A 25,418-nucleotide genomic window follows, 5' to 3' on the forward strand; every position below is an offset into this window, starting at 1 on the left:
TTTGTTAAATTAGCGTGAACTCTGGCGATACATATAAGCCCTGGGAGTATATACCCGTTGGGTTTCAGCCTGCTTTGAGGCGGGTATAATTAACTTAACTCATGGCTTTTGCTATGCTAGCGCTCAGAACAAGCGAATAAGAGTTATTATGCAATCCTGGTATTTACTGTACTGCAAACGTGGGCAACTTCAGCGAGCCCAGGAACACCTGGAAAGACAGGCGGTGAACTGCCTGACGCCTATGATCACCCTGGAAAAAATAGTGCGCGGTAAACGTACCACAGTCAGTGAACCGCTATTCCCTAATTACATGTTTGTCGAGTTCGACCCGGAAGTGATCCACACCACCACGATAAACGCCACGCGTGGTGTCAGCCATTTCGTTCGTTTTGGAGCGACGCCTGCGACCGTCCCATCCCCCGTTATTCACCAGCTTTCTATCTACAAGCCTGAAGGTATTGTTGACCCGCAAACCCCTCAGCCAGGGGACAGCGTGATTATTACTGAAGGGGCGTTTGAGGGACTGAAAGCGATCTTCACCGAACCGGATGGCGAAGCGCGTTCCATGCTGCTGCTTAACCTCTTGAATAAAGAGATTAAGCAGAGCGTGAAAAATACCGGTTTTCGAAAGATATAAGCCGTTTAGAAGGTCACTTCGAACAGCGTTCTGACGTTGGCATCAATGGTTGCTGACAGCCATTGAGGATCTTCCCCACGCCAGTGAGCAATTCGCTCAAGAATATGCGGCAGGTGCGCCGGTTCATTGCGACGTGACGTCGGTTTAGGCGTTAAGTCGCGAGGGAGTAGATAAGGTGCATCGGTTTCTATCAGCAGTCTTTCCACCGGAATAAACGGCAGCAGCTCCCGCAGTTCCATCCCCCGGCGTTCATCACAGACCCACCCGGTGATACCGATATAAAGCCCTCGGTCCACACAGTCCTGCATCTCCTGGCGCGAACCGGTGAAACAGTGCAGCACCGCGCCTGGGAGGCTGTCGAGCCACGGCTCCAGCAACGTCAGAAAACGCTCATGCGCATCCCGACAATGCATGAAAATCGGCATCTGCAGTTCAGCAGCAATGCGCAGTTGCGCTTCAAAAGCACGTTCCTGCTCCTGCGGCGTGGAGAAATTGCGATTGAAATCCAGGCCGCACTCACCAATAGCGACTACCTTCGATTGGTTTGCCAGCGCGATGATCTCGTCTTCCGTAGAGGATTGCCATTGGCTGCTGTCATGCGGATGCACGCCAGCCGTGGACCAGCAATGCGGATAATGCTGCGCCAGCTTTAACGCCTGCTGGCTTTCGTGAAGGTTTGTTCCGGTCAGAAGCATACCGTTTACGCCCGCAGCAAAGGCGCGCGCCACGACCTCATCCCGGTCTTTCGCAAATTGTGAACTGGTTAAATTAACGCCAATATCAAACATGCTTCCTCCCATATGACAACCGCCCTGACGGGCGGTTGAATTTATTCTTCAGTTTTCTCGGTGGCTTCAGCTTCTTTTGCTTCTTCAGCCTCGTTGTCCTCATCCCGCGTACGTCGCTTACCGACATAGAAACGAGAGAAGAAAACACCCACCTCGAACAGGCAGTACATCGGTATCGCCAACAACGTTTGCGAGAAGACATCTGGCGGAGTCAATAGCATCCCGACGACAAAGGCACCCACCACAACATAAGGACGCTTTTTGCGTAAATCATCTGGCGTCGTAATGCCCATCCAGCATAGCAGCACGATGGCGACAGGCACCTCAAAAGAGACACCGAAAGCCATAAATAGCGCCATTACAAAGCTGAGATAGCTGGCAATGTCCGTTGATACCTGCACGCCTTGCGGAGCCGTGTTGGCCAGAAAACCAAACGCTAACGGGAAGACAACAAAATAGGCGAATGCCATGCCGATGTAGAACAACAACGAACTGGAGACCAGCAGCGGAACAACCAGACGGCGTTCATGTTTATACAACGCCGGCGCAATAAATGCCCACACCTGGTAGAGGATCACTGGCGCTGACAGGATCAGCGATACCATGAAGGTCAACTTGATTGGGGTAAAGAACGGCGAAGCCACATCGGTGGCGATCATCGTTGCACCCTGCGGCATCTGTTTAATCAACGGCGCCGCGACCATATGGTAAATGTCGTTGGCAAAGTAAACCAACGCCAGAAAGATCACGATTACCGCAATGATGCAGTTCAGGAGTCGCTTACGCAGCTCAATAAGATGCGTGATGAGCGGTTGGGTATCTTCTACAGCCATGTTTACGGTTTATCACTCGACGAGGGGGAGGATTCGGCAACAGGTGCGACAGCTTTCTTTTCTGCATCCATTAACGTAGCGGAAGTGTTTTCCGTTGGCTCTGGCGTTTTAGCACCCGTGGATTCCGGTTTTTGCTCCGGCGAACTGGCCTGGTTTTCAGCGGCAGCAGGGGTGACCCCTTCTCGCTGCGCTTCAGCTTCTTTCACCACCGGATTATGGATAGTGTGCGCTTCATCGCTCTCTTTCTCAGGATCGTGCACACTGTAAGAACGCTTCATCGACTCTGCCGCTTCACGCAGCTCATCCATTGAGGCTTTCAACTCCGGGGTCAGATTTGTCAGGCTCGCTTTCTCTACTTTCTTCAGGCTGTCCTGAAACTCCTGAAGCTTAAGCTCCTGGGTCAGTTCATTCTGAACAGTAGTTGCCAGGGAACGCAAAGCACGAACCCAACCAGCAACCGTTTTTACCGCTACAGGTAAACGTTGCGGCCCCAGGACGATGAGGCCGATCACGAACACCAATAACAGTTCGCTAAAACCGATATCAAACACGGATTATACCTGCTCTTTATCTTGGCTTTTGGCGTCTTCTTTTTTCACTTCGCCCTGCTTATCGGTAATGGATTTAGCAGTAAAATCAGCGTCCTGGCTGGTTTTATCTTGCTTTGGCTCATCATCACCCATTGCTTTTTTGAAGCCTTTAATCGACGCGCCAAGATCGGAACCGATGGAGCCGAGTTTCTTGGTGCCAAATAGCAGTACAACGATGACGGCAATGATCAACAACTGCCAAATACTGATACCACCCATACATGTTCCTCTGTCATAGATGATGAATTAATAAGGCCGTAGTATACGTTACACGACCTGCCTAGGGCGATGAAAAATTCAGCGCATTTTGCGCCAGCCGATCAACCAGGCTAAGACGCCGCCGGCCATTAACCAGCCCGGCATAAGCCCCCACTCAGGACGGCTTACCAGCAGGAATGTTCCACTGAGCAACAATGTTGCACCAATGCCCAATAAATAACGGGATTGTCCCTGACGTACATGATTCGCGTGAAGCTCGCGGGCAATCTTATCAACACTGTGCTGTAAATATTTGCCCTGGCGCAAACTGTCATACACCAGTTCAGGTATTTCTGGCATTTTTTCGACCCAGAACGGTGCTTTTTCTTTAAATGCCCTAACAAGCGCCGGAATACCGACCTGATCTTTGATCCAGGATTCGAGGAAAGGCTTGGCCGTTTTCCACAAATCTAACTGCGGGTAGAGCTGACGTCCGACACCTTCAACGTACAGCAGCGTCTTCTGTAGCAATACCAGTTGAGGCTGAACTTCCATATTGAATCGGCGCGCTGTGTTGAACAGATTTAACAGCACATGACCAAAGGAAATCTCCGCCAGCGGTTTTTCGAAAATCGGCTCGCACACGGTACGAATGGCAAATTCAAACTCTTCTACGTTAGTATCCGGCGGAACCCAGCCAGAATCCACATGCAGTTCAGCAACTTTGCGGTAGTCGCGGTTAAAAAACGCGATGAAGTTTTCAGCAAGATAACGCTTATCTTCTTTGTTTAAAGAACCCACAATCCCACAATCAATACCAATGTATTTCGGGTTTTCGGGATGCTCATAACTCACGAAAATGTTCCCAGGGTGCATATCCGCATGGAAAAAGCTGTCGCGGAATACCTGAGTAAAGAAGACCTGAACACCGCGTTCAGCCAGCAGCTTCATATTGGTGCCGTTCTTCTCAAGCGAGGTGACATCTGAAACGGGAATACCGTAAATGCGCTCCATCACCATCATGTTCTGACTGCAATAGTCAGAGTACACTTCCGGGATGTACAGCATTGGGCTGTCTTCAAAATTACGTCGCAGCTGAATCGCGTTCGCCGACTCGCGCAGCAGATTCAGCTCATCAATCAACGTTTTTTCATATTCACGGACCACTTCTGTCGGTCGCAGGCGGCGGCCGTCTGGCATCAGGCGAGGTACCCAGCGAGCAAGGCGGTAGATCAGTTTCAAATCCGCTTTAATTACCGGCAGTATGTCCGGGCGGATAACTTTGATCACCACCTCTTTCCCATTCGATTTCAGTCGCGCGGTGTGAACCTGAGCAATAGACGCGGATGCCAGCGGTGTGATCTCAAAATCATCAAACCATTCCTCGACGGGCAGCCCACCCATCGCCTCTTCGATTTGTTCTTTCGCTCTTTGCCCATCGAATGGGGCTACCCGATCCTGCAATAACGCTAGCTGATCGGCGATGTGTGGCGGGAAAAGATCACGGCGGGTAGAGAGCATTTGCCCGAACTTAATCCACACCGGGCCGAGCTCCTGTAAAGCCAGTCTCAGCCGTTCTCCCAGCGGTTTGTCTTTATGTCGGTTGGGCATCCAGAACAGCGTGTAACGCCACAACCGGAGCGGCAGCGTGATACGCATTTTGGGGATGAGTTCATCAAGACCGTAGCTTAAAAAAGTGCGAATGATGAAATAAAGGCGCCGTACTTCACCTGGCGTCATTTGGCCTCCAGTTTTTCCAGCCGTTTGGCCAGAGATTCGACCGCACGCTCAACGGCTGCCGTTTCTTCTGCAAACCATGCAACCTCAAGCGGACCAGGAGCCATACGCCACTCTTCGGTGATCGCTTCGGCAACATAGCGCTGCTGGCGTTGAATGTTTTGGCACAGGAACTTCGCTCCACCACGCAAAACTTTGCTGACCCCTTCCGCGACGATATCGCCGGTATAAGGTGCTAACAGTTCTGCGGGATCAAACTCCGCCAGATCGGCCAACGCGACAAAATTCTGTACCACCTGGATATCGCCCTGAACCTCCAGTTCACCACTGCGGATAAGCGTGGTGAGTTGCTGCCGGTCGCGTAATTTCGGTAACACGCTGGCATGTGTGATTACGGTGCAATCGGCTTCGCCTTCCCATGCCCCCAGCACATCGACCTGGCGCTCACTAAACACCAGCACTAACGGTGTTGAAAATCCTTTGAGCTCAACACGCAGCACTTTGCCCTGTAAACGCGTTCTGGCTGACTTGAGCGCAGGAGAACGATACAGAAAGGTGTTAAGCAAATTTTCAACGCCGGCGGTCACTAAGGGTTTTAAAGGCATCCCCAATCTCCTGTCAGAACTTGTAACCACGATGCAGCGCAACGACACCTGCCGTCAGGTTGTAGTAATCAACGCTTTCGAACCCGGCATCTTGCATCATTGCTTTTAAGGTGTCCTGATCGGGATGCATGCGGATGGACTCCGCCAAATAGCGATAACTGTCTGCATCGCTTGCCACCATAGAACCAATGCGCGGCAAAACGTGGAAAGAGTATGCGTCGTAGGCTTTGCTCAGCGGTTCGATAATCGGCTTGGAGAACTCCAGCACCAGTAGACGTCCGCCCGGCTTCAACACGCGATACATAGATCGTAATGCTTTGTCTTTATCCGTTACGTTGCGCAGACCGAAAGAGATGGTGATGCAGTCAAACGTGTTGTCTGGGAAAGGTAATGCTTCCGCATTCGCCTGAACGTACTCAACGTTACCCACAACGCCGATATTACGCAGCTTTTCGCGACCCATTTTGAGCATTGAGTCGTTGATATCCGCCAGCACAACTTTGCCAGTTTCGCCTACCATGCGAGAGAATTTCGCCGTCAGATCGCCCGTACCGCCCGCTAAATCGAGAACGGTTTGCCCGCGACGCACGCCACTGCAGTCAATGGTGAAGCGCTTCCACAAACGATGAATGCCAAATGACATTAAGTCATTCATAACGTCATATTTAGACGCCACAGAATGAAAAACGTGGGCCACCATGTCAGCTTTCTGCTCTTTAGCGACGGTCTGAAAGCCAAAGTGCGTCGTTTCTTGTGAATTATCCACCATCTCAGTGCCTGCTCATCCAAAAAATGTTCAAGAAGTGTAACAGATTGGGCCAATTTGCCCTACCCTTCTGCCCGGTTCAACTACCCCAAACGGACTAGTTTGATTGCTGGTTTACCGCTTCATCATCAGGGTAAGGTTCATCCTGCTGCGTCTCAGGGACCGAGCGCAAGCGGTACTCTTCATCCTGCGTAGTGGCTTGTTCAGCCAGTTCAGGATTAATCTCGCGCTTAATTTCCACGCCTAAACTGCGAAACGCTTCTGCCTGCGACAGGACGTTTCCACGGCCTGAAGAGAGTTTTTTCATCGCCTGTCGGTAGTTATCCTGAGCTTTATCCAGGCTTTGGCCAATTGCCGACATATCATCCACAAACAATCGCATCTTGTCATAAAGTTTGCTGGCCCGATCGGCAATCTGTTGCGCATTACGACTCTGATGCTCGTAGCGCCACAAGTTGGCAATCGTGCGCAATGCCACCAACAACGTGGTAGGGCTAACCAGCATAATGTTATTTTTAAGGGCTTCGGTAATCAGTTCAGGCTGTCTATCGAGCGCCAGTAAAAAAGCAGGCTCAACGGGGATAAACATCAGCACATAGTCAAGTGTGCGCAGCCCAGGAAGCTGCTGATAGTCTTTGCGCCCCAGCAGACGGATATGGTTTCGTACCGAGGCGATGTGCTCCTGCAACGCGCTCTCGCGGGTGTATTCATCTTCAGCATTAAAATAGCGTTCATAGGCGACCAGCGTCATTTTCGCGTCGATCACCACATCTTTGCCCTGCGGTAACCGGACGATGACATCTGGCTGCATCCGCGAACGGGCATCGTTCTCAATGCTGACCTGGGTTTCGTATTCATAGCCTTCGCGCAGACCGGAAGCCTCAAGCACCCGCGTGAGTACGACCTCGCCCCAGTTGCCCTGCGTTTTGTTATCGCCTTTTAATGCCCGCGTCAGGTTTACCGCTTCCTGCGCCATCTGCGCGTTCAGTTGCTGCAGATTACGAATTTCGTGCGCCAGAGTATGGCGTTCTTGCGCCTCTTTACCAAAGCTATCCTGAACCTGGCGTCGAAAACCGTCCAGTTGTTCGCGAAGCGGTGTAAGCAGGCTGTTCAGGCTTTGGCGATTTTGCTCGTCTACACGACGGTTGCTGTGCTCGAAAATACGGTTCGCCAGATTTTCAAACTGTTCGCTCAGACGCTGTTCGCTGTTGATCATCTGGCGGATTTTATCTTCCGCATGCTGCTGCGTCGCTTCCAGTCGGGTAGTGACTTCACGAAGATCGGCTTCAAGAGAGGTGTTGATGCTGTGCAGGCTGCGCAATTCGTTATTGAGTAGTTCGCACTCATCGCGCCAGTGGGCTTCCTGTGAGAGCTGCTGGCGGGCGGCGCTTAGCGCAATATCCAGTTCGCGTCGTTCTTCGATGAGGTCGGCACGGATCCGATCGGCGTGCGCTTTTGTTGCTAGCCACCCCACCAGCAGCCCTGCGGCTAACGCCAGCACGGCACTCATCATAATTGAAATATCCACAACGCCCCCTTACAGCAACGACTTACCCGCACAAAATAGAATTGTGCTGTATAAACGTCCAGTTTAAAAGGAATTTCCTGCGAGGCACTACGCAAAATAAAAAGGCCGAACGCGTCGGCCTTTTTGAATAGACGGGAGAATTACAGTAAACGACGCGCAGCTTCCACCACGATTTTCACCGCGTGGCTTTCTGTTTGTTTCATCGTTTCCGCATTAGGGATCTCTTGCTGAGTACGGTTCACGATAACCCCCGCGACCATACCTGCACGCAGACCCTGGCTTGCGCACATGGTGAGCAGCGTAGCAGATTCCATTTCGTAGTTCATGACACCCATAGACTGCCACTCTTCCATTGAGCCTTTGAAACGGCTCACTACGCGACCAGAGAAGGTGTCATAACGCTCCTGGCCCGGATAGAAGGTATCAGAAGACGCGGTAACGCCTACGTGGGTGGTGGCGCCGATAGATTTCGCCGCTTCCACCAGCGCGGTGGTGCACTCGAAGTCCGCGACGGCCGGGAATTCCATTGGCGCGAAGTGCAGGCTTGCACCGTCCAGACGGACAGATGCTGTGGTGACCAGTACATCACCTACGTTGATATGTGGCTGGATGGCGCCAGTCGTACCGATACGCAGGAAGGTACGAATGCCCAGCTGTGCCAGTTCTTCTACGGCAATAGAGGTTGACGGACCGCCGATACCGGTAGAGCAAACGATCACGGCTTTACCATCCAGCTCAGCACGCCAGGTAGTGAACTCGCGATGAGATGCCAGCTTAACCGGCTTATCCATCAGCGCGGCGATCTTTTCCACACGCTCCGGGTCGCCAGGGACGATAGCGAGCTGAGCCCCTTGTAAATCGTTCTTAGTGAGGCCGAGATGAAAAACATCAGACTTAGACATAAAAACTCCTCTGTGAATCGGTTTTGTCAGAAGAAGCAAAAACACACTTTACCGAAGGCATGAACATATTTTCGTGACAGTCATCACTATGATGTAAATCAATTGCATTCCATTACCATAAAATAGTGACTTGAATCACATAAATGATGCGATGTAAGGAAGCCCTGCACAAAAGATAGACCGTTTAAGGCAATGTGGTTCGTTGCATGTGTCTATAGTTAACAATGCGCTTTTTGGCTGAATATTTAAGGGTACGGAGAATACCATGACAACACGACAATCTGGCTTTGCACCTGCTGTATCTCCACCGACGTCTACCACGGTTCACACTCCGGATAACGCCATTATCGCCGGTGTAACGTCCATACCTTCACAAGGCGATGATATGCCAGCGTATCACGCACGACCAAAACAGTCCGATGGCCCGCTGCCTGTGGTCATTGTCGTGCAGGAGATTTTTGGCATTCATGAACACATTCGTGACGTTTGCCGCCGTCTGGCTCTGGAAGGGTATCTGGCTATCGCACCAGAGCTCTATTTTCGTGAAGGCGATCCCAATGACTTTGCCGATATCCCCACGTTGCTCAGCAGCCTTGTCGCCAAAGTGCCTGACTCTCAGGTATTGGCCGATCTGGATCACGTCGCCAGTTGGGCTTCTCGTAACGGAGGAGATGCCCACCAGTTGATGATCACCGGATTTTGCTGGGGTGGACGCATCACCTGGCTGTATGCAGCTCATAATCCGCAGTTAAAAGCGGCGGTAGCGTGGTATGGCAAACTGGTGGGCGATAAAACCCTCAACTCACCGAAACATCCTGTTGATATCGCGACCGATCTTAACGCCCCCGTTCTGGGACTTTATGGCGGCCAGGACACCAGTATTCCGCAAGATACCGTTGAAACAATGCGTCAGGCGCTACGCGCCGCCAATGCAAAAGCGGAAATCGTGGTCTATCCCGATGCCGGACATGCGTTTAACGCCGATTATCGTCCGAGCTATCACGAAGAGTCCGCAAAAGATGGCTGGCTGAGAATGCTGGAGTGGTTCACACAATACGGCGGGAAGAAATAAACGTTAATTGCCCGGCGGCGACTACACCTTACCGGGCCTACAACTCTTGCTATTTCCTGTAAGCCGGGTAAGCGCTTGCGCTTCCCGGCCACCGGCTCTGAATTACGCCTGACGCAGGTTCTGCGCAGCTTTGACCATGTTCGCCAGCGCGGCGCGGGTTTCCGGCCAACCGCGCGTTTTCAGGCCGCAGTCCGGGTTGACCCACAGACGCTCGGCAGGAATACGCTGCTCGGCTTTCTTCAGCAGGGCTTCAATCCACTCCACGCTCGGGACGTTCGGCGAGTGAATATCGTATACGCCCGGCCCGATTTCGTTCGGATAGTCGAACTCTTCAAACGATTCCAGCAACTCCATATCAGAGCGTGAAGTCTCAATGGTGATCACGTCCGCGTCCAGCGCCGCAATGGAGTCCATAATGTCGTTGAACTCGCAGTAACACATGTGGGTGTGGATCTGGGTTTCATCCTTCGCCACCGCCGCGTTAATGCGGAAGGCTTCCACGCCCCACTCCAGATACGCCGCCCAGTCGCTGCGGCGCAGTGGCAGACCTTCGCGCAGTGCCGGTTCGTCAATCTGGATGATGCCAATACCCGCCGCTTCCAGATCCGCTACCTCATCACGCAGCGCCAGCGCAATCTGCTTAGCGATGGTTTCACGCGTCACGTCTTCACGCGGGAATGACCAGCAGAGAATGGTCACCGGACCGGTCAACATGCCTTTTACCGGTTTGTCGGTCAGCGACTGGGCATACTTCGCCCACTCCACGGTGATCGCTTCCGGGCGGCTGACATCGCCAATAACCACCGGTGGTTTCACGCAGCGAGAGCCGTAGCTCTGCACCCAACCGTTCTGGGTAAAGACGAAACCGTCCAGGTGCTCGCCAAAATATTCCACCATGTCGTTACGTTCGGCTTCACCGTGCACCAGCACGTCGAGCCCCAGACGTTCCTGTTCAACAATCGCCTGTTTGATATGTTCCGCGATACCAGTGCGGTAGTTACTTGCATCCAGGTTGCCCTTTTTGAAGTCCAGACGCAGGCCGCGAATTTCCGTGGTTTGCGGGAATGAACCAATAGTGGTAGTCGGCCATGCCGGCAGATTAAAGCGGGCACGCTGCGCTTCGGCGCGAATCGGGTAAGCGTTGGCACGTTGGCTGTCCTGGGCGGTGATCGCCGCCAGACGTTTTTCCACTGCGGCGTTGTGTACGCGGGTAGAGTGACGACGAGCCTGGATCGGTGCGCTCCACGCCACAATTGCCGCCGTATCACCGCTGTTCAACGCATCACGCAGCAGCGCCAGCTCGCCGCATTTTTGTAGGGCGAAGGCAAACCAGCTCTTCACTTCTGCATCAAGGCGGGTTTCCACGCTGAGATCGATTGGGCTGTGCAGCAAGGAGCAGGAAGAAGCTACCCACAGGTCACGTTTCCCGACGATATCTTTAATTTGCGCGTATTTTTCGCTGAGATCGGCACGCCAGACGTTGCGACCGTTCACCAGCCCCGCTGACAGCAACCAGTCGGCAGGCAGACGCTTGTGCAGCTCGGCCACATCATCTTTACCGTGCACGAAGTCAACGTGCAGTCCCTGCACCGGCAGCGCGGTAATGGTATCCAGGTTTGGCGTTACGCCTTCGAAGTAGGTGGTCAGCAGCAGCTTTACCTGACCCGTCAGCGCGTCATACGCCGGTTTGAAGGCGTTCAGCCAAACCTGAGGCAGCTCCAGCACCAGAGCCGGTTCATCAATCTGCACCCACTCAATACCGCGTTTCGCCAGCTCAGCCAGCACCTGCTGGTAAACCGGCAGAATATCGTTCAACAGGCTCAGGCGGTCAAACTGTTCGCCCTTCACTTTCCCCAGCCACAGGTAAGTTACCGGTCCCAGCAGCACAGGTTTCACCTTGTGACCGAGCGCCAACGCTTCATCCACTTCATCTAACAGTTGGGTCCAGGTCAGTTTGAACTGCTGACCTTTGGTAAACTCTGGCACCATGTAGTGATAGTTGGTGTTAAACCATTTGGTCATTTCTGCCGCCGCCGCGGGCTCCCCGGTTGGTGCGCGGCCACGGCCAATGCGGAATAAGGTATCGATATCGACCGAGCCGTCTTTATTTTGATGACGAGCCGGAACGTTGCCGAGCAGCAGGCTGGTGGTCAGCACGTGATCGTACCAGGCAAAATCGCCCACCGGCAGCAGGTCAACGCCCGCCTGCTTCTGCTGATCCCAGTGACGGGCACGCAGCTCGCGGCCAACGGTTAGCAAATCTTCACAGGAAGAATTTCCCGCCCAGTAGCTTTCTTGCGCTTTTTTCAGCTCGCGACGCAGGCCAACGCGAGGGAAACCGAGGGTGTGATTAAGTATTGTCATTTTTCTTCCTCTAATTATATGTAAATCCTATTGATTTTTAATTTAGGGAGGGTGGCAAGTTTATTCATCCCAGGAGCTTACTGAAGTAAGTGACCGGGGTGGAAAAACACAGCCAACGCACCATAAATTTAAAAGACGAAGGATTTTAGCCATCCAGATGTTTACACATCCATAATTGACAGTTACTGTATATTCCTCAAGCGCAATTTGTTCATGCCGAAGTGAAGGACTTTCATGATCGAGATTAAACACCTGAAAACGCTCCAGGCGTTGCGGAATAGTGGTTCGCTGGCGGCCGCAGCGGCGACGTTGCATCAGACCCAATCCGCCCTCTCTCACCAGTTCAGCGATCTGGAACAGCGCCTTGGCTTTCGACTTTTTATCCGTAAAAGCCAGCCTCTGCGCTTTACGCCGCAAGGCGAAATTTTGCTGCAGTTAGCAAATCAGGTGTTGCCGCAAATTGGTCGTGCGCTGCAGGCCTGCAACGAACCGCAGCAAACCCGGCTGCGGATCGCTATTGAATGCCATAGCTGTATTCAATGGCTGACGCCCGCGCTGGAGAATTTTCGTGCCAACTGGCCGCAGGTGGAGATGGACTTTAAATCCGGCGTGACGTTCGATCCGCAACCAGCGCTACAGCAGGATGAGCTGGATCTGGTGCTGACATCCGACATTCTGCCGCGTAGCGGACTGCACTACTCGCCGATGTTCGATTTTGAAGTCCGCCTGGTACTGGCGCCGGACCATCCGCTGGCCAGCAAGACGCAGATCACGCCGGAGGATTTAGCCAGTGAGACGCTGCTTATTTACCCGGTGCAACGGAGTCGACTGGATGTCTGGCGGCATTTCTTGCAGCCTGCGGGCGTTAGTCCGTCGCTGAAGAGCGTGGATAACACCCTGCTGCTGATTCAGATGGTTGCAGCCAGAATGGGTATTGCAGCTTTACCGCACTGGGTGGTGGAGAGTTTTGAACGCCAGGGCCTGGTGGTGACCAAAACCCTGGGTGATGGATTGTGGAGTCGGCTGTACGCCGCCGTGCGCGATGGCGAGCAGCGACAGCCAGTCACGGAAGCGTTTATTCGCTCAGCGCGGAATCACGCCTGCGATCACCTGCCGTTTGTACGGAGTGCGGAACGACCCACTTTCGATGTACCCACAGTGAAGCCACTATCACAGCCGCACCAATGATGAAGCTTGGCCAGTGAGGCTGTTGATGCCAGATAGCCAGGTTAACCAGCAGCCCGGCCGGCACATGCATATTGTTCATGATGCCCAGCGTCCCCGCATCCACCTGGGTCGCGCCGTAGTTCCACATAAAGTAACCAATGCCGGACGCTGCCACGCCAAGAAAGACCAGAATTCCCCACTGTAGCGTGGTTGCAGGCATTTTCTGCGCATTCCCCAGCATGAACCAGGCCACGACCGCCACCATAAAGGCCCCCATGTAAAACCAGGCAAAGGCGTTGTGCTGCGGCATTGGCCGCGTTTCCATCAGACGCTTGTAGCCCACCATGCCAATAGCAAAGCTGATATTGGACAACTGCACCAGCAGCAGGCCGGTCCAGAAGTGGCTGGTCACCTGATCGTAACGAATGATCCCCGCACCAATCACCGCCAGCAACGCACTGAAGGCGTAGCTCCAGCGCAGACAACGTCCGCTCATCAGGTCATAAATCAGCGTAATGTAGAGCGGCGTCAGCACGGTAAAGAGCAGCAGTTCTGAAACCGTCAGGTACAGATAGGCGTGAAAACTCAGCATATACATAATGCCAAGCTGCATGGCGCCCACCAGCATATACAGCGCGATGGTTTTTACGCTATGTCCACGGGTACGTAAAAACGGCAGGAACACCAGCGCCGCCAGCCCAACGCGCACCAGCACCGCAAAATAGCTATCGACATGACCGGCAAGGTACTCGCCAAACAGGCTAAAGGAAAAGGCCCACAGAATTGTGGTAATGATGAGTAACGCCACAATGGATGTCTCTTAACAAAAGGTACGCCCATTGTAGCGAAGTTTTAAGTTGACATCTGGTCAACTAACGAACAAAAACATTACTGCAAAAACAGCTCACGCAGATAATGCGGCACGGCATCGTCGGCATTGAGACCAATGACTTCCAGTTCCGGATGCAGATCCTTCAGGCGCTGGTGAGCATTGCCCATAATGCAGCCTTTACCCGCCATGGAGAGCATTTCCGCATCGTTCATCCCGTCGCCAAAAGCGATGCAATCTTTCAGGCTGTAGCCCATCGCTTTCGCTACCGCTTCAAGCGCATGACCTTTCGATACGCCGCCAGCCATGACTTCCAGGCAGGTAAGCGTAGAGAAACTGACGTTGACGCGGTCGCCCCAGCGGGCGTTAATCGCCTGCTCCAGCGGCAGCAGCCTTTCGTGAGAATCGGTGGTGAAAAACACCTTACTCACGCCTTCCGGCTCCAGTAGCGCAGGTTCAAACAGTGAATAGTTAAACACTGCTTCTTTGAAGAAGCGCATTTCGTCCGGGCGATGGCGGTTCATAAACCACTCATCATCACGATAAACGTTGGTCACGATGTCCGGGTTTGCATTCACTACGCCAAACAGGTCGCTGGCAATGTCGCGATCCAGGTTATGGGAAAACACCAGATTCCCGTCAGAATCATGCACACGCGCGCCGTTGGACGTGATCATGTAGGTTTTAATGCCGAGGTTATCGCGAATTTGCCCCACATCAACATGATGACGGCCAGTCGCAAACACAAAGTTAACGCCACGAGCGGTCAATAACTTCAGCGTCTCTTTGGCATAAGGGGACAGAGTATGGTCGGGAGAAAGCAGCGTACCGTCTAAATCAGACGCAACAACCTGATACATAAGAAAATTCAACCTCTAGGCAAAGCGGGTTCCGCTGGATGAGTTATGCTTGTCGAAAAATTCGACAATAGCGTTAAGCGCGACTGAGCGCATTGCGTCCTTTTCAAAAAGGATCTCATGGTACGCGCCTTTGATGACCAGCGGCTGCCCCCCTTCTACGGGATGGCCCGCTGCGGCGCGGAGTTCACAAAAACGATCGTGCATGCGGTTATCTACCACACGCTCTTCTTCGGCCTGAATCAGCAGCGTCGGCGTCGCGTCGTCTCCTGCTCCAGCCAGAACCTGTTCGCCTGCCAGAATACCTTCACGTACCCAGTGGTAGGTGGGGCCGCCAACGCGCAGCCGCGGCTCATCCGCATAGAAGCGTAGATTGCGCCGATAGCGCTGTCGACTATGGGTTAACGCATTCATACCGAATGGCAGCGCCCGCCAGCGCCCGGTCCCCATCGCATAACCTTCGCGGATCCGCGGATGCCCTTCAGCCCAGTCCAGAATGTGGCGTACCATCCAGTCGGGAAAGCGCATCACAATACCAAACATCGGCGCGCAAAGCGCGATGGCATCACACTGATTCGGGTGGCGCTGCAAGAATAACGTGGCTATCGCTCCGCCCATTGAATGCGCCAGTATATAGCGCTTTCTCCACGGACCGGGTAGCACTTCCTGCTGCCAGAAGGCGGTTAAATCGTCGACATAGTCATTAAAGTTATCGACATGACCGCGATGCGGGTCCGAAAGCATACGCCCGGAACGCCCCTGGCCACGGTGATCGATAATGAGGACGTCAAAACCAGAATGAAACAGGTCATACGCCAGTTCAGCGTATTTCACGTAGCTTTCAATGCGTCCAGGACAGACGACGATGACGCGATCGTTTTTTTCTGCGTGAAAACGCACAAAATGGACGGGGATATCATCCACGCCCGTAAATTCCGCTTCTTCCCGCTGACGCCAGAAATCTGTCAGTGGCCCCATGGAAAAAGCAGCAAACGCGTTTTCTCTTGTTTCCCAGTCTTTTTGCTGCTGAAACATCGGGTATCCAGCCTCGCTGACCAAGTAAAATCGTTTTTTTCGCCGTCGCTGACACAACCTAACGGCAGTAGCGTATTGTGGCATAAAAATAGACAATCCGGGAGTTTCTCATGACCTTTGAATGGTGGTTCGCCTACCTGTTGACCTCTATTATTTTGAGCTTGTCTCCAGGCTCTGGCGCAATCAACACCATGACCACCGCCATCAGTCACGGTTATCGCGGCGCCAGCGCGTCGATTGCTGGTTTGCAGACAGGACTTGGCATTCATATCGTTCTGGTTGGCGTAGGACTGGGAACGCTATTTTCACGTTCGGTTATCGCATTTGAGGTGCTGAAGTGGGCGGGGGCGGCCTATCTGATTTGGCTGGGTATTCAGCAATGGCGGGCGGCGGGTGCTATCGATCTGAACACCATGGCGAATACGCAATCGCGCAGCCGCCTGTTTAAACGCGCTGTCTTTGTTAATCTGACCAACCCCAAGAGCATTGTTTTCCTTGCCGCCCTGTTCCCGCAGTTTATCCTGCCACAGGAACCGCAGTTAATGCAGTATGTGGTGCTTGGCGTCACGACCATCGTGGTCGATATCATTGTGATGATCGGTTACGCGACGCTGGCCACGCGCATTGCTGGCTGGATTAAAGGGCCAAAGCAAATGAAAGCGTTAAACAAAGTGTTTGGCTCGCTGTTTATGCTGATAGGCGCCTTGTTAGCCTCGGCACGGCATGCCTGATGAAGGTGCCGGAGGCGCTTGCGCTTATCCGGCCCGGAAGAAACTTAACGCGAAATAATCAGGTGGATACCGAAGCCCGCAAACAGCGCACCGGCAAAACCATCAATCCACTTCGCCAGACGCTGATAGCCACGACGCATTTTCGGCAGTGCAAACAGGCTGGCGACTACGGTAAACCACGCCAGCGTTTCCACGATGATCAGGGCAAAGATCCCCCAGCGTGCGCCCGTTCCCACGTTATCGCCAACGAACAATGAGAACACGGAGCCAAAATAGATAATGGCTTTAGGGTTCGCCAGGTTGGTCAGCAGCCCCTTCAAAAAGCTGCGTCCGCTCTGCGCCAGCTCAACCTGCGGAGTGGGAGTCGCAACATCCTGTTTTTTAAACGCGCCGCGTAGCATCTGATAACCCATCCAGCACAGATACAGCCCCCCGCCCACCATAATAATGGTGTGCAGCCAGGCCATTTTTTCGATAATCAGATGTAGGCCGAGCAGCGCTACGCCAGCCCAGACCATGACGCCACAGGTAATACCCAGCACGCCCATCATGGCTTCTTTGCGCGAACGGCTAACCGCTGTTTGAGAAACAAAGAAAAAGTCGGGACCAGGGCTCATCAGCGCAACGATATGCACCAACGCAACGGTGAAAAATAGCGTTAACATAAAAATGACTCGCGGGGGAAATAGTTCAGTGAGTCACCATCCTGGCACTTTTTTGCCTGGCTGACTACTCTTCGTCGTCACCATCAACGTGCGCGCGAATAAGCGCCATAAACTCTTTGCCAAAACGCTCAAGTTTACGCATCCCCACGCCATTAACGCTCAGCATTTCGCTCGGTGAAACTGGCATCTGCTCAGCCATTTCAATCAGCGTGGCATCGTTGAACACTACATACGGCGGGATATTTTCTTCATCAGCAATGGCTTTACGCAGCTTCCGCAATTTGGCGAACAGTTTGCGATCGTAATTGCCACCGAAGGATTTCTGCATCGCTCGCGGTTTCAGCGCCACAATACGCGGTACCGCAAGCTGTAGCGCAACATCACCACGCAGTACCGGACGCGCGGCTTCGGTTAGCTGTAACGCGGAGTGATGAGCAATATTCTGCGTCACCAGCCCAAGATGAATAAGCTGGCGGATAACGCTTACCCAATGTTCATGGCTTTGCTCACGACCAATGCCATAGACCGGCAGCTTATCATGGGCCAGCTCGCGAATTCGCTGGTTATTCGCTCCGCGCAGAACCTCCACGACATAACCCATACCAAAGCGTTGATTAACACGGTAGATAGTCGACAGCGCTTTGCGCGCATCCATGAGTCCGTCGTACTGTTTTGGCGGGTCGAGACAGATGTCGCAGTTACCACACGGCTCCTGACGCCCCTCGCCAAAATAGTTCAACAGCACCAGACGACGACAGGTTTGCGCCTCGGCAAACGCCCCCATCGCATTGAGCTTATGCCGTTCGATATCCAGCAGTTGCCCAGCGGGTTTCTCTTCGAGGCAACGGCGCAGCCATGCCATATCAGCCGGATCGTAAAACAGCATTGCTTCCGCAGGCAGGCCGTCACGCCCGGCGCGGCCGGTTTCCTGGTAATAGGACTCGATGTTGCGCGGAATATCGAAATGCACCACGAAGCGTACGTTGGGTTTGTTGATTCCCATGCCAAACGCCACGGTCGCTACGACGATTTGCAGGTCATCACGCTGGAATTTCTCCTGCACTTCTGCACGTACAGCGTTTTCCAGCCCGGCATGATAAGCCCCGGCGCTAATGCCTCGGCTTTGCAGACGCGCGGCGGTGTCTTCTACTTTAGCGCGACTGTTACAGTAGATAATACCGGACTTACCGCGCTGCTCTTGCACGTAGCGCATCAGTTGATCGAGCGGCTTAAACTTCTCCATCAACATGTAGCGAATATTCGGGCGATCAAAGCTGCTGATCTGAATTAACGGGTCGTTGAGCCCCAGCAGACGCACAATATCCAGCCGGGTTGTCTCGTCCGCGGTCGCGGTCAGCGCGACAAACGGCAGAGTTGGGAAACGCTGACGCAACTGCCCCAGCGCGGCGTATTCCGGGCGGAAATCATGCCCCCACTGCGAAATACAGTGCGCTTCATCAACCGCCAGCAGCACCGGGTTCCAGTGCGCCAGATTTTCAAGGAAGTTATCCAGCATCAGGCGTTCGGGCGCAATGTACAGTAAGCGAATCTGCCCGCTACGACAGCCTGCCATCACCTCAAGCTGCTGCTCACGACTTTGGGTGGAGTTCAGACACGCGGCCGCCACGCCGTTGGCAAGCAGTTGATCGACCTGATCTTTCATCAGAGAAATCAGCGGAGAAACAACAACGGTGAGGCCGTTAAGCAATAATGCGGGAATTTGATAGCACAGGGATTTTCCGCCACCGGTCGGCATAACGACCAGGCAGTCGCGACCAGCGATCACGGTATCAATGATTTCTTCCTGACCAGGGCGAAACTGTTGGTAGCCAAAGGTTTCCTGCAAAACCTGTTTAGCGCCCATTTCCAGATTCAACACTTCCGCCTGCGCCACATTAACCCCATTAGCCTGAAATAAAAACAGGCGCTATTTTCAGCGCCTGAGAGAGAAACTGCAATGATTAAAATACTCTCAATACCTGTCAGAAGATATCGTTAAGCATTACACCCACGCCAACACGGGTCTGATTGAAGTTGTAGTCAATCAGTGATTCGCCGTAGCCGCTGTAGACCTGGGTATAAAGACGCACATGCTTGGTAATGGGATAACTGGCCCCCAGCTCTGCGCCGCCGTAGCCGGTATTCCAGTTGTACTGACCTTTCACACTGATCACCGCGTCACCCAGGTGATAACCCATTTTCAACTGATAGTAGCCCATATATTTGGTGATATCAGGGTTATCGTCAGTGCTGCCGATAACGTACCACGGCTTAACTTCCACCAGCCAGTTACCGTTTTCAGCCATCAGCCGGGTGTAAAGGCGGTTCCAGCTACGTGAGGTGGGGTCGGATCGACCATTGGAGTCATGGTTATAGCCCATTTCGACATCGCGGAGCGTCCAACCGGCAAAGCGATAGTCGGTGGCGAAACCGAGGAACAATTGCGGTTCATAGTTGGTTTCGCGAAACGGTGCAGACTCTTCACTGTTCGAAAGCTGCCACCAGGATTTCTGGGTATAGGAACCGCCGAGTACCGAGTTCGGGCCTAATATTCCGCGCCAGAGCGGAAACGCCAGGCTTAGCTGAAACTTAACCTCATCTTTGCGCGCATTTTCGGACCAGCTATAGCTGCTGATTGCCTCTTTATTCATGTCGCTGGTATTGGTGTAGATGAGATAGTTGGTCTCATAAGGATAAAGCGTGAAAGGGTTGTCATGCTCCTGCAGCATGTTGGCGATGATACTGCCGCGAACCGCCGGTGCATCATGAATCTCTTTCACTGTCGCTTCCTGCGCATACGCGGTCAACGGCAGCATGACTGCTGGTAGTAACCATCCCAGAATCGCCCGCATCGGTAATGTTCTCCTGAACCAAAATATTGATGAATTGTATAATTATCTGGCAAGTATTCTACATACTTAGCGACTTCCTCGTTAGTTATCCCGTCCTAAAGTAGAAAACAACAAATAATAAGCATAATATCAACATTTCATTAACCACTGAGATGTAGGGATCGTATGTCTGCCGTACTTACTGCTGAGGAAGCGCTGAAGTTAGTGGGTGAAATGTTTGTCTATCATATGCCGTTTAACCGGGCGCTGGGTCTGGAGCTTGAACGCTATGAGAAAGAATTTGCTCAATTAGCCTTTAATAATCAACCGATGATGGTCGGCAACTGGGCGCAAAGCATTCTGCATGGCGGCGTGATCGCGTCGGCGCTGGACGTTGCCGCCGGGCTGGTGTGCGTTGGCAGTACGCTGACCCGCCATGAGACGATCAGCGAGGACGAACTGCGTCAGCGAATGTCACGCATGGGAACAATCGATTTGCGCGTTGATTACCTGCGCCCGGGGAGAGGAAATCGCTTTACCGCCACCAGTAGCCTGCTGCGGGCGGGGAATAAAGTCGCCGTTGCGCGCGTGGAACTGCATAACGAAGAACAGCTTTATATTGCCAGCGCAACCGCCACTTATATGGTGGGGTAAGTGCTCAAAAAAAGGTAAACTGTTGTTACATTTCTGAAATGAGTTTTCCCGATGGATGCTAAACAAACGCGGCAGGGCGTGTTACTCGCTCTTGCTGCTTATTTTATTTGGGGTATCGCTCCTGCCTACTTCAAGCTGATTTACTATGTCCCGGCGGATGAGATCCTGACGCACCGCGTCATCTGGTCATTTTTCTTTATGGTGGTACTGATGAGCATCAGCCGCCAGTGGTCGGGCATCAAAACGCTGCTACAAACGCCAAAGAAGATCTTCCTGCTGGCGCTCTCTGCAGTGCTCATCGGTGGAAACTGGCTGCTGTTCATTTGGGCGGTCAATAATCATCATATGCTGGAAGCCAGCCTGGGCTATTTTATTAACCCGCTGGTGAATATTGTGCTGGGAATGCTTTTCCTCGGCGAGCGCTTTCGTCGCATGCAGTGGCTGGCGGTACTGTTAGCCGCCTGCGGCGTACTGGTACAGCTGTGGACCTTCGGATCGCTGCCAATCATCGCGTTGGGCCTGGCGTTCAGTTTTGCTTTCTATGGTCTGGTACGCAAGAAGATTGCCGTCGAAGCACAAACCGGCATGCTGATCGAAACCCTGTGGCTTTTACCTGTTGCGGCTATCTATCTGTTTGGCATTGCGGACAGCCCAACCAGCCATATGGGGCAAAACCCCATGTCACTCAATCTGCTGCTGATTGCTGCAGGTGTCGTGACCACCATTCCGCTGCTGTGCTTTACCGGCGCGGCGACCCGCCTGCGTCTGTCCACGCTGGGTTTCTTCCAGTATATCGGACCCACGCTAATGTTCCTGCTGGCCGTCACTTTCTACGGTGAAGTTCCGGGAGCGGATAAAATGGTCACGTTTGCGTTTATCTGGGTGGCGCTGGCAGTTTTCGTGATGGATGCGATTTATACGCAACGGCGGGTACGTCGGAGCTGAAGAAGTGCCGGATAAGGCGTAACCGCCATCCGGCACAGCCATTACAGCCAGTTCTTGCGCTTAAAGTACAGATACGGTGCCAGACCCGCGAGCATCATAAAGACAATCGCCCCTGGGTAACCGAAGCTCCAGTGCAGTTCCGGCATGAACTCAAAGTTCATCCCGTAGCTGGAAGCCACCAGCGTCGGCGGCAGGAACACCACAGAGACCACCGAGAAGATCTTGATGATGCGGTTCTGCTCGATATTGATAAAGCCCATCGCCGCCTGCATCAGGAAGTTAACTTTCTGGAACAGTGATTCGTTGTGCGGCAGCAGGGATTCGATATCGCGCAGAATCTCGCGCGCCTGTTCCAGCTGACTCCCCGGCAAACGCGCTTTACGCACCAGGAAGTTCAGTGCGCGCTGGGTATCCATCAGACACAGGCGAACCTTCCAGCCGATATCTTCCAGTTCCGCCAGCGTCGAAAGCGCTTCGTCATATTCATCACCCTGACGCCCTTCCATGATCACACGGCTGAGTTTTTCCAGGTCGCTGTAGATATTTTCGATCTCATCCGCCAACTGTTCAATTTTAGTTTCGAACAGGTCGAGCAGCAGCTCGTAAGCGTTGCCATCCACCATCGCCTGATTACGCGCACGCATGCGGTACAGGCGAAATGCCGGCAGCTCGCGCTCGCGCAGAGTAAACAGGCGACCTTCGCGAATGGTAAATGCGACGGTTGAGTTACCCGCGTGATCGTCGGCATCTTCATAGAAGAAGAAGGAGTGAATGTGCAGACCGTCTTCGTCTTCAAAAAAACGCGCAGATGCTTCGATGTCTTCCAGTTCAGGGCGCGTAGCCAGATTCTGGCCCAAGTCCTTTTGCACACGGTTTCGTTCTTCGTCATCCGGCTCGACTAAATCGACCCAAACCGAACTGGCCAGGTGCTCGATCTCGTCTGCCTCAAGGCGAGTTAAACGATTGTTTTCCAGTTGAAATGCGCTCAGCATGACCGGGACTCCCAATGCAAAAAATTATCGGACAGTTCGGAGGGCACACAGAAACAAATTGGGTTTCAGACCATTAAACAGCCTGACTCAGCGCGACGGGAAAAAACAGAAGGTCGCTGACAACCGCGAAGGCTATCAGCAAAAAGGGATAGCCTTAGGAGTTGATCCTGGATGACAGGATAATGAGCCAGTATCTACTGGGTGTGTCCAAGGCGAATGTCCTCTTAGCGTAATCGTGCGCGCATGTTACGCCAGCAAAATTTTGACGTCAACACGCAACAGATGGCGAAAAAGTAATAATTTCCCCTTATACAAAAAGGTTAGCAGAGGGGAATTATTTATCTATGATTTCAGAATATTAACCGACAGATAGCGGGATGGCGGCTTCGCCTTGTCCGGCCTGGAAATCAAAATGTTACCCGGTCTGTAGGCCGGATAAGACGCGCCAGCGTCGCCATCCGGCAAAGCCAAACCGATCAAACCGTTTCCAGTCTGGCGTAGGCTGCCACCAGCCATTTGATCCCTTGCCCCTGGAACGCGACCTGCAAACGACTGTGCTCACCGCTTCCTTCCAGATTGACGATGGTGCCCTCACCAAACTTAGCGTGGCGCACGCGCTGGCCGAGCTTGTAGCCGGTATCATTTTCCGCCATTGGCGTGCCCATCCGCTGATGGCTCACCGGACGACTAACCGTGGCGCGCAGGCGAACCTCTTCAACGCACGCTTCCGGCAGTTCGCCGATAAAGCGCGACGGACGGTGGTAAACCTCTTTGCCGTACAGACGACGCGTTTCGGCGTAGGTCAGCGTCAGCTTTTGCATCGCGCGAGTCACGCCTACGTAAGCCAGGCGGCGCTCTTCTTCGAGGCGCCCACCTTCGTCCAGCGACATCTGGCTGGGGAACATGCCTTCTTCCATACCCACGATAAATACCTGGGGGAACTCCAGACCTTTCGCCGAGTGCAGCGTCATCAGTTGTACCGCATCCTGCCAGGTATCCGCCTGCCCTTCGCCTGCTTCCAGCGCGGCGTGTGACAGGAACGCCTGTAGCGGCATTAAGTCTTCGTCTTCTTCGTTGTAGCTGAACTGGCGCGTTGCCGTCACCAGTTCGTCTAAGTTTTCGATACGCGTCTGACCCTTCTCGCCTTTTTCCTGCTCGTACATCATGCGCAGGCCGGAGTCTTTAATCACCCGGTCAGTCTGCACGTGCAGCGGCATATCGGCGGTCTCCTGCGCCAGCGCATCGATCAGCTCCATAAAGCGCTGTAAGGCGCTGGCGGCGCGACCCGCGAGGGCTTTTTCCTGCAATAGCTCACGACAGGCCTGCCACAACGTAAGCTGGCGGTCACGGGAGGTCTGACGCACGACATCTAATGTACGATCGCCAATCCCGCGGGTTGGCGTATTCACCACGCGTTCGAATGCAGCGTCGTCATTACGGTTAGCGATAAGGCGCAGGTAGGAGAGCGCATCTTTGATTTCCTGGCGTTCGAAGAAGCGCATCCCACCATAGATACGGTACGGCATGCTGGCTTGTAACAACGCCTCTTCCAGCACGCGCGACTGGGCGTTGCTGCGATACAGAATGGCACACTGTTCCAGCGCACCGCCGTTGTCCTGCCAGGTTTTGATACGATTGACCACAAAACGCGCTTCATCGAGTTCGTTGAACGCGCAGTACAGTGAAATTGGTTCGCCGTCGACGCCATCGGTCCACAGCTTTTTACCCAAACGCCCGTTGTTGTTTTCAATCAGGGCGTTGGCCGCGCTGAGGATGTTGTTGGTCGAGCGGTAGTTCTGCTCCAGGCGAATGGTTTCTGCGCCCGGGAAATCCGTGAGGAAGCGCTGGATGTTTTCCACCTGCGCCCCGCGCCAGCCGTAGATCGACTGGTCATCATCGCCAACGATCATCACTTTGCCGGTATCGCCCGCCAGCAGGCGGATCCAGGCGTACTGAATGTTGTTGGTATCCTGGAATTCGTCCACCAGGATATTGGTAAAGCGTTCGCGGTAGTGCTGCAGGATATGCGGCTTGTTGAGCCACAGTTCATGGGCGCGCAGCAACAGCTCGGCGAAATCCACCAGCCCCGCGCGGTCACACGCTTCCTGATAGGCCTGATACACCTTTTGCCAGGTTTGCTCAACCGGGTTGCCATAGCTCTGCAGATGGTGCGGGCGCAGCCCTTCGTCTTTCTGACTATTGATAAACCACATCGCCTGACGCGGCGGCCACTGCTTCTCATCAAGATTCATCGCCTTGATCAAACGCTTGAGCAAACGCAATTGGTCTTCGCTGTCGAGGATCTGGAAATCCTGCGGCAGGTTCGCATCCATATGGTGCGCGCGCAGCAGACGGTGCGCCAGGCCGTGGAATGTACCCACCCACATACCGCCCTGGCTGGTTCCCATGATCTGGCCAATACGGTGGCGCATTTCCGCCGCCGCTTTGTTGGTAAAGGTCACCGCCATAATGGAGTATGGCGAGTTGTTCTCTACCGTCAGTAACCAGGCGATACGGTGCACCAGCACGCGAGTTTTACCACTCCCCGCGCCGGCCAAAACCAGCATGTTGCTGCGTGGCGCGGCCACCGCTTCACGCTGTTTATCATTAAGGCTGTCGAGCAGGTAAGAAACGTCCATTGGCACCGCCGCGTAAAAGTAGGTAAGGCGGATAAGCGTAGCGCCATCCGCCA

General features: G+C 53.4%; 25 protein-coding genes. 6 read left to right on the forward strand and 19 right to left on the reverse strand.

The genetic code is table 11. The features are described 5' to 3' along the window. Window positions 1-148 precede the first annotated feature (148 nt). Window positions 149-637: a transcription/translation regulatory transformer protein RfaH gene (rfaH, locus tag HV037_RS23730; protein WP_043019003.1), complete on the forward strand. Its 489-nt coding sequence runs from the start codon at window positions 149-151 to the stop codon at window positions 635-637. A gap of 5 nt (window positions 638-642) precedes the next feature. Here the strand turns inward: rfaH and tatD are convergent, their stop codons facing one another. The 9 genes from tatD to udp form a co-directional block, all read right to left on the reverse strand. Continuing rightward, entirely contained in the window at window positions 643-1,425 is a 783-nt protein-coding gene (gene tatD, locus HV037_RS23735; protein ID WP_047416487.1) for a 3'-5' ssDNA/RNA exonuclease TatD, read from the reverse strand. A 41-nt stretch (window positions 1,426-1,466) separates the two neighbouring features. After that, the gene (tatC, locus tag HV037_RS23740) at window positions 1,467-2,258 is read right to left on the reverse strand and encodes a Sec-independent protein translocase subunit TatC (RefSeq protein WP_016155142.1); all 792 of its coding nucleotides are present in this window, start codon (window positions 2,256-2,258) and stop codon (window positions 1,467-1,469) included. Between the two features lie 2 nt (window positions 2,259-2,260). Next, on the reverse strand, window positions 2,261-2,809 hold the full coding sequence (gene tatB, locus HV037_RS23745) for a Sec-independent protein translocase protein TatB (RefSeq protein WP_016155141.1): 549 nt from the start codon (window positions 2,807-2,809) through the stop codon (window positions 2,261-2,263). Between the two features lie 3 nt (window positions 2,810-2,812). Next, entirely contained in the window at window positions 2,813-3,067 is a 255-nt protein-coding gene (gene tatA, locus HV037_RS23750; protein WP_003017888.1) for a Sec-independent protein translocase subunit TatA, read from the reverse strand. A gap of 78 nt (window positions 3,068-3,145) precedes the next feature. Continuing rightward, window positions 3,146-4,786: a ubiquinone biosynthesis regulatory protein kinase UbiB gene (ubiB, locus tag HV037_RS23755; RefSeq protein ID WP_016155140.1), complete on the reverse strand. Its 1,641-nt coding sequence runs from the start codon at window positions 4,784-4,786 to the stop codon at window positions 3,146-3,148. After that, entirely contained in the window at window positions 4,783-5,388 is a 606-nt protein-coding gene (gene ubiJ / locus HV037_RS23760) for a ubiquinone biosynthesis protein UbiJ (RefSeq protein WP_049042348.1), read from the reverse strand. Before ubiJ ends, ubiB begins: the two co-directional genes overlap by 4 nt. Before the next feature lie 13 nt (window positions 5,389-5,401). After that, the gene (gene ubiE, locus HV037_RS23765; protein WP_003017897.1) at window positions 5,402-6,157 is read right to left on the reverse strand and encodes a bifunctional demethylmenaquinone methyltransferase/2-methoxy-6-polyprenyl-1,4-benzoquinol methylase UbiE; all 756 of its coding nucleotides are present in this window, start codon (window positions 6,155-6,157) and stop codon (window positions 5,402-5,404) included. 94 nt (window positions 6,158-6,251) lie between these two features. Next, window positions 6,252-7,682, reverse strand: coding sequence for a DNA recombination protein RmuC (gene rmuC, locus HV037_RS23770; protein ID WP_019078423.1), 1,431 nt, complete (start codon window positions 7,680-7,682; stop codon window positions 6,252-6,254). Window positions 7,683-7,822: 140 nt separating this feature from the next. Then, window positions 7,823-8,584, reverse strand: a complete 762-nt coding sequence (gene udp, locus HV037_RS23775; RefSeq protein WP_006686084.1) for a uridine phosphorylase — start codon at window positions 8,582-8,584, stop codon at window positions 7,823-7,825. A gap of 265 nt (window positions 8,585-8,849) precedes the next feature. Here udp and HV037_RS23780 point away from each other — a divergent pair, with 265 nt between their 5' ends. Beyond that, complete coding sequence (locus HV037_RS23780) at window positions 8,850-9,656, forward strand: dienelactone hydrolase family protein (RefSeq protein WP_016155137.1); 807 nt, start codon at window positions 8,850-8,852, stop codon at window positions 9,654-9,656. 102 nt (window positions 9,657-9,758) lie between these two features. On the opposite strand, the gene metE is transcribed toward HV037_RS23780, so the two are convergent. Next, complete coding sequence (gene metE, locus HV037_RS23785) at window positions 9,759-12,020, reverse strand: 5-methyltetrahydropteroyltriglutamate--homocysteine S-methyltransferase (RefSeq protein ID WP_103284401.1); 2,262 nt, start codon at window positions 12,018-12,020, stop codon at window positions 9,759-9,761. A 234-nt stretch (window positions 12,021-12,254) separates the two neighbouring features. Here metE and metR point away from each other — a divergent pair, with 234 nt between their 5' ends. Further along, entirely contained in the window at window positions 12,255-13,208 is a 954-nt protein-coding gene (gene metR / locus HV037_RS23790) for an HTH-type transcriptional regulator MetR (protein ID WP_003017908.1), read from the forward strand. Here metR and HV037_RS23795 read toward each other — a convergent pair. From HV037_RS23795 to pldB, 3 genes are all read right to left on the reverse strand, one after another. After that, on the reverse strand, window positions 13,096-13,995 hold the full coding sequence (locus HV037_RS23795) for a carboxylate/amino acid/amine transporter (RefSeq protein WP_019078426.1): 900 nt from the start codon (window positions 13,993-13,995) through the stop codon (window positions 13,096-13,098). The two genes, metR and HV037_RS23795, sit on opposite strands and share 113 nt — an antisense overlap. Window positions 13,996-14,075: 80 nt before the next feature. Continuing rightward, window positions 14,076-14,876 carry a sugar/pyridoxal phosphate phosphatase YigL gene (gene yigL, locus HV037_RS23800; RefSeq protein WP_008787091.1) on the reverse strand — a complete coding sequence of 267 codons (801 nt, stop codon included), beginning with the start codon at window positions 14,874-14,876 and terminating at the stop codon, window positions 14,076-14,078. A 15-nt stretch (window positions 14,877-14,891) separates the two neighbouring features. Continuing rightward, window positions 14,892-15,908 (reverse strand): lysophospholipase L2, encoded by a 1,017-nt coding sequence (gene pldB / locus HV037_RS23805; RefSeq protein WP_003017911.1) that lies wholly within the window; start codon window positions 15,906-15,908, stop codon window positions 14,892-14,894. Between the two features lie 110 nt (window positions 15,909-16,018). Here pldB and rhtB point away from each other — a divergent pair, with 110 nt between their 5' ends. Continuing rightward, window positions 16,019-16,639 (forward strand): homoserine/homoserine lactone efflux protein, encoded by a 621-nt coding sequence (gene rhtB, locus HV037_RS23810; protein WP_003828938.1) that lies wholly within the window; start codon window positions 16,019-16,021, stop codon window positions 16,637-16,639. 44 nt (window positions 16,640-16,683) lie between these two features. On the opposite strand, the gene rhtC is transcribed toward rhtB, so the two are convergent. From rhtC to pldA, 3 genes are all read right to left on the reverse strand, one after another. Next, window positions 16,684-17,304, reverse strand: a complete 621-nt coding sequence (rhtC, locus tag HV037_RS23815) for a threonine export protein RhtC (RefSeq protein ID WP_016155134.1) — start codon at window positions 17,302-17,304, stop codon at window positions 16,684-16,686. A gap of 64 nt (window positions 17,305-17,368) precedes the next feature. After that, window positions 17,369-19,198, reverse strand: a complete 1,830-nt coding sequence (gene recQ / locus HV037_RS23820) for an ATP-dependent DNA helicase RecQ (RefSeq protein WP_019078429.1) — start codon at window positions 19,196-19,198, stop codon at window positions 17,369-17,371. Between the two features lie 88 nt (window positions 19,199-19,286). After that, on the reverse strand, window positions 19,287-20,156 hold the full coding sequence (pldA, locus tag HV037_RS23825) for a phospholipase A (RefSeq protein WP_016157849.1): 870 nt from the start codon (window positions 20,154-20,156) through the stop codon (window positions 19,287-19,289). A 165-nt stretch (window positions 20,157-20,321) separates the two neighbouring features. Here pldA and yigI point away from each other — a divergent pair, with 165 nt between their 5' ends. Together yigI and rarD are read left to right on the forward strand one after the other, a co-directional pair. Further along, the gene (yigI, locus tag HV037_RS23830; RefSeq protein WP_003017917.1) at window positions 20,322-20,789 is read left to right on the forward strand and encodes an acyl-CoA thioesterase YigI; all 468 of its coding nucleotides are present in this window, start codon (window positions 20,322-20,324) and stop codon (window positions 20,787-20,789) included. A gap of 51 nt (window positions 20,790-20,840) precedes the next feature. Beyond that, window positions 20,841-21,734, forward strand: coding sequence for an EamA family transporter RarD (gene rarD / locus HV037_RS23835; protein ID WP_016155131.1), 894 nt, complete (start codon window positions 20,841-20,843; stop codon window positions 21,732-21,734). A 41-nt stretch (window positions 21,735-21,775) separates the two neighbouring features. Here rarD and corA read toward each other — a convergent pair whose 3' ends face one another. The 3 genes from corA to uvrD form a co-directional block, all read right to left on the reverse strand. Further along, window positions 21,776-22,726 (reverse strand): magnesium/cobalt transporter CorA, encoded by a 951-nt coding sequence (gene corA, locus HV037_RS23840; protein WP_003017920.1) that lies wholly within the window; start codon window positions 22,724-22,726, stop codon window positions 21,776-21,778. A gap of 154 nt (window positions 22,727-22,880) precedes the next feature. Continuing rightward, on the reverse strand, window positions 22,881-22,937 hold the full coding sequence (ysgD, locus tag HV037_RS24470; protein ID WP_212723238.1) for a YsgD/CorL family protein: 57 nt from the start codon (window positions 22,935-22,937) through the stop codon (window positions 22,881-22,883). Window positions 22,938-23,202: 265 nt separating this feature from the next. Next, window positions 23,203-25,365 carry a DNA helicase II gene (uvrD, locus tag HV037_RS23845; protein ID WP_003828957.1) on the reverse strand — a complete coding sequence of 721 codons (2,163 nt, stop codon included), beginning with the start codon at window positions 25,363-25,365 and terminating at the stop codon, window positions 23,203-23,205. Between the last annotated feature and the right edge of the window lie 53 nt (window positions 25,366-25,418).

The sequence above is a fragment of the Citrobacter sp. RHBSTW-00017 genome, from assembly GCF_013797615.1.
Lineage (GTDB): Bacteria > Pseudomonadota > Gammaproteobacteria > Enterobacterales > Enterobacteriaceae > Citrobacter > Citrobacter braakii.